The 4,203-nt window shown below is 69.6% G+C and carries 4 protein-coding genes; 2 read left to right on the forward strand and 2 right to left on the reverse strand.

Translation table 11 applies throughout. From position 1 onward, the window contains the following. Positions 1–19 precede the first annotated feature (19 nt). Positions 20–850 (reverse strand): D-alanyl-D-alanine carboxypeptidase family protein, encoded by an 831-nt coding sequence (locus FNH04_RS42350; RefSeq protein WP_386575613.1) that lies wholly within the window; start codon positions 848–850, stop codon positions 20–22. Between the two features lie 250 nt (positions 851–1,100). Between FNH04_RS42350 and FNH04_RS42355 the strand changes: the two genes are divergently transcribed. Both FNH04_RS42355 and FNH04_RS42360 read left to right on the forward strand, forming a co-directional pair. After that, positions 1,101–1,796: a GntR family transcriptional regulator gene (locus tag FNH04_RS42355; RefSeq protein WP_152791559.1), complete on the forward strand. Its 696-nt coding sequence runs from the start codon at positions 1,101–1,103 to the stop codon at positions 1,794–1,796. Beyond that, positions 1,793–3,109: an MFS transporter gene (locus FNH04_RS42360; RefSeq protein WP_152791560.1), complete on the forward strand. Its 1,317-nt coding sequence runs from the start codon at positions 1,793–1,795 to the stop codon at positions 3,107–3,109. The genes FNH04_RS42355 and FNH04_RS42360 overlap by 4 nt, the downstream gene beginning before the upstream one ends. Before the next feature lie 203 nt (positions 3,110–3,312). Here the strand turns inward: FNH04_RS42360 and FNH04_RS42365 are convergent, their stop codons facing one another. After that, the gene (locus tag FNH04_RS42365) at positions 3,313–4,137 is read right to left on the reverse strand and encodes a maleylpyruvate isomerase family mycothiol-dependent enzyme (RefSeq protein WP_322725454.1); all 825 of its coding nucleotides are present in this window, start codon (positions 4,135–4,137) and stop codon (positions 3,313–3,315) included. Positions 4,138–4,203: the final 66 nt, after the last annotated feature.

The raw sequence follows: 4,203 nt of genomic DNA on the forward strand, positions 1-4,203 counted from the left end.
GCCTGGAAGCGGCGTTCGGCTACAGCTGCGAGAAGCCGTAGTTCATCAGCTTCTTCACGTCCTCCGTGCGCTTGGCCGCCGAGGAGGAGGTGAGGACGGTGCCCACGATCGTCTTGCCGCTGCGGGTGGCGGCGAAGACCAGGCAGTACTTGGCCTCGGTGCCGGAGCCGGTCTTCACACCGATCGTGCCGTTCCAGCCGAGAAGGGTGTTGGTGTTCTTCCACGGCGCCATGGTGCGGGTGCTGCCGGTCTTCGTGATCGTCTTCGCCGTGTACGACGTGTCCTTCACGACCGTCTTGAACGTGGAGCTCTTCATCGCGCTGCGGGCGAGCTTCGTCAGGTCGCGCGGCGTCGAGTAGTTGGAGCCGTTGCTGATGCCGTCGAACGAGTCGAAGTGCGTCTTCGTCATGCCGAGGCTCTTGGCCATCGTGTTCATCTTGCCGATGAAGTTCTTGGTGCGGGCCGAGACCGTCGAGCCGGAACCGAACTTGTCGGCGAGGGCCATCGCGGCGTCGCAGCCGGACGGCAGCATCATCCCGTACAGCAGCTGGCGGACGGTGACCTTGTCGCCGACGATCAGACGGGCCGAGGAGGCGCCCCTGCTGACGATGTAGTCGCTGTACGCCTTCTTGATCGTGACCTTGGAGTCCAGGTTCAGGTTCGACTGCGACAGCACGACCTTGGCGGTCATGATCTTCGTGGTGGAGGCGGTGAGCCTCTTGGTGTCCGCGGCCTTGGTGAAGAGCGTCTTGCCCGTGGCGCTGTTCATCACGAACCCGCCCTTGGCGGTGATCGTGGGCGCGCCGGCAGCGTGTGCGGGGGCCATTCCGAGGGCGCCGGTGGTGAGCATCGCGCCGGTCGTGACGACTACGGCGGCGGCCCTGCGGACACGTCCGTCCCTTATGGCGGTAATCAAGTCAAGTACCCCGATTGCGTCAAATGTCTGTGGAGAGCGGCCACTTGGACGGAGGCACGAAAGGGCCGCTTCTCGTGTGACACGTAAGTAGCACAGAAGGTTGTGCGCTTCATGGGGAGGGGGTGGCGATTCCGCATGATGGACGGCTCTGACGATGTGTACGTGTTGTATCTATGCTGTCGGCATGCCTTCAGTTCCGACCGCCGCCTCAACCTCCACCGCCTCCGCCGACTCACCCGTCGTCAAGCAGCCCCCCGCCGCCGATCGTGTCTACGGGTTCGTCAAGCAGGGCGTCCTGGAGCGCCGTTACGAGGGCGGCACCCTGCTCACCGAGGGCGAGCTGGCCGAGGCGGTCGGGGTGTCCCGGACACCGGTACGGGAGGCGCTGCTGCGGCTGGAGGTCGAGGGGCTGATCAAGCTCTACCCGAAGAAGGGTGCGCTCGTTCTGCCCGTCTCCGCGCAGGAGATAGCCGACGTGGTCGAGACCCGCCAGCTCGTCGAGGAGCACGCGGTCCGCAAGGTCGTGCCGGCCTCGCCGCGGCTCATCGCCCGGCTCGAGGAACTCCTCGCCCAGCAGAAGGCGCAGGCCGCCGCCGGGGATCTCGCCGGAGCGGCCGTGACCGACCGCTGCTTCCACGCCGAGATCGTCCGCAGCGGGGGCAACGAGATCCTCTCCCGTCTCTACGACCAGCTCCGCGACCGGCAGTTGCGCATGGGCGTGGCCGTGATGCACGCCCACCCCGACCGCATCACCAAGACACTCGTCGAGCACGAGCAGATCCTCCAGGCGCTGCGCTCGGGCGACGCGGAGGCGGCCGTGAATTTCGTGCACCGGCATGTCAGCTGGTTCTCCCATCTGGCACGGGGCGAGGTGCGATGAGTTCCCGTTCGAGTGCTTCGAGCGCGGGCTCCGTCTCGCTGCCCGGAGATCCGCCCGGCGGCCGCCGCGCCGTCGCCGTCTGGGGCATCGGCGTCTCCGTGTACTTCGTCGCGGTCATCTTCCGTACGTCGCTGGGGGTCGCCGGCCTCGACGCGGCCGACCGCTTCCACGTGGGCGCCTCCGCCCTCTCCACGTTCTCGATCCTGCAGTTGCTCGTGTACGCGGGCATGCAGATACCCGTGGGCCTGCTGGTCGACCGGCTCGGCACCAAGAAGGTGCTGACGCTGGGCGTGCTGCTGTTCACGGCGGGACAGCTGGGGTTCGCCTTCTCCCCCTCCTACGGCACCGCACTGGCCTCGCGGGCGCTGCTCGGCCTCGGTGACGCGATGACGTTCATCAGCGTGCTGCGGCTCGGCGCACGCTGGTTCCCGGCCCGGCGGGGGCCGCTGATCGCCCAGCTCGCGGGGCTCGCGGGCATGGCGGGCAACCTGGTCTCCACGCTGCTGATCGCGAGGCTGCTGCACGGGGTGGGCTGGACGGCGGCGTTCGCGGGCAGCGCCGTGGCGGGTGCCCTGGTCCTCGTCCTCACCCTGCTGTTCCTGAGGGACCACCCCGAGGGCCACGAACCGGAGCCGTTCCCGCACCACGGGGCGGCGTACGTACGGCGGCAGATCGCGGCGGCCTGGCGGGAGCCGGGTACACGGCTCGGCATGTGGGTGCACTTCACCACGCAGTTCCCGGCGATGGTGTTCCTGCTGCTGTGGGGGCTGCCGTTCCTGGTCGAGGCGCAGGGGCTGACCCGGGCGTCGGCGGGCGACCTGCTCACCGTGATCGTGCTGTCCAACATGGCCGTCGGGCTGGTGTACGGGCAGATCGTGGCCCGGCGCCACGCGGCGCGGCTGCCGCTGGCTCTGGGGACGGTGGGGGCGACCGCGACGGTGTGGGCGGCCACGCTCGCGTTCGACCGCACGCCGATGTGGCTGCTGATCGCCCTGTGCGCGGTCCTCGGCGCGTGCGGCCCCGCCTCGATGCTCGGCTTCGACTTCGCCCGCCCGGCGAACCCGCCCCAGCGTCAGGGCACGGCCTCCGGTATCACCAACATGGGCGGTTTCGTCGCCTCGATGACGACACTGCTCGCGGTCGGCGTCCTCCTGGACGTCACCGGCGACGACTACCGCATCGCCTTCTCGGCCGTCTTCGTCCTCCAGGCCCTGGGCCTCACCCAGATCCTCCGCCTGCGGGGCCGTGCGGCCCGCCGGGAGCGCGAGCGCCTGGTGGCCAGCCGGGTGGAGACGGTGCACGTACCGGCCTGAGCCCGGTGCGGGCGCCGTGGGGCATGTTCTTGGCACGGTCGTGGCTTGGCCGGGCGGGCCGCCGTACGGCGCCCGCTGCGTCGCCACACCGTCAGTCGTCCACCCTGTCAGTCGTCCACACCGCCGGTCGTCTTCGCACCGCCGGTCGTCTTCGCACCGCCGGTCGCCTTCGCGCCGGCGGTCACGGTCGAAGCCTGAGCCGCCTACACCGTCACCGCGAACGACCGCAGGATCGCCGTGATCAGCTCGGAGTCGCCCTCGCCCTTGACGCGGTCGGCGACGGCGTCGGGCGTGACACGGCCGCAGGCCAGGCGCACGTACGTCTCCCAGTCGAGGGTGATGGTGGCGGCGGGGCCGAGCGCCGGTGCCGTTTCCAGGGTGCCGCGGCCCTGGATGTCGACGCGGACGGTACGGATGAACTCCACCGGTCCGTGCACGTCGAAGACGACCGCCGAACTGCGGGGGGCCTGCGCGTCCTCGGCGACGACCTTCGGCAGGACGGAGAGCAGCTCGTCGCGGACCACGAAGGCGCCCGGCGAGTCGAGGTTCCCCGGCTCCCCGAGGGCCGTGCGCAGGTCCTGCTCGTGCACCCAGATGTCGAACGCCCGGTTCCGCATGGCCTGCTCCAGGGTGAGCTCGACACCGAGCGGGCCGCGCACCTTGGTGCCCGGGTCGCGCGACTCGTTCCGCAGCTGGCGGTTGCGGCGGATGATCGTGTACTCCAGCTCGGAGGTCATCTCCGGCGCCGTGTGGTGGCGGCGGACGTCGACCTGCATCTCCATGTAGCGCTGGTGCTCGTTCTGCACGTGGTACAGGTCGCGGGGGAGCGTGTGGATGGGGCGCGGGTCGCCGAGCATCTCGCAGTCCAGACCGATGACATGGGAGACGATGTCGCGGACGGACCAGCCGGGGCAGGGCGTCCGCCGGTTCCACTCGCCCTCCACGAGCGGGTTCACCAGCTCGGATATCGCGTCAACAGAGTGGGTCCAGGCGTCGGCGTAGGGCTGGAGAGTGGGATGCAGACTCACGGAACGGGACCCCTCGGGCGTTCGGTACGGTCAGTACGTGGGCGGTGGTTTCGGTGGGGGGTGGGG

The organism is Streptomyces phyllanthi (genome assembly GCF_009377205.1).
GTDB classification, from domain to species: domain Bacteria; phylum Actinomycetota; class Actinomycetes; order Streptomycetales; family Streptomycetaceae; genus Streptomyces; species Streptomyces phyllanthi.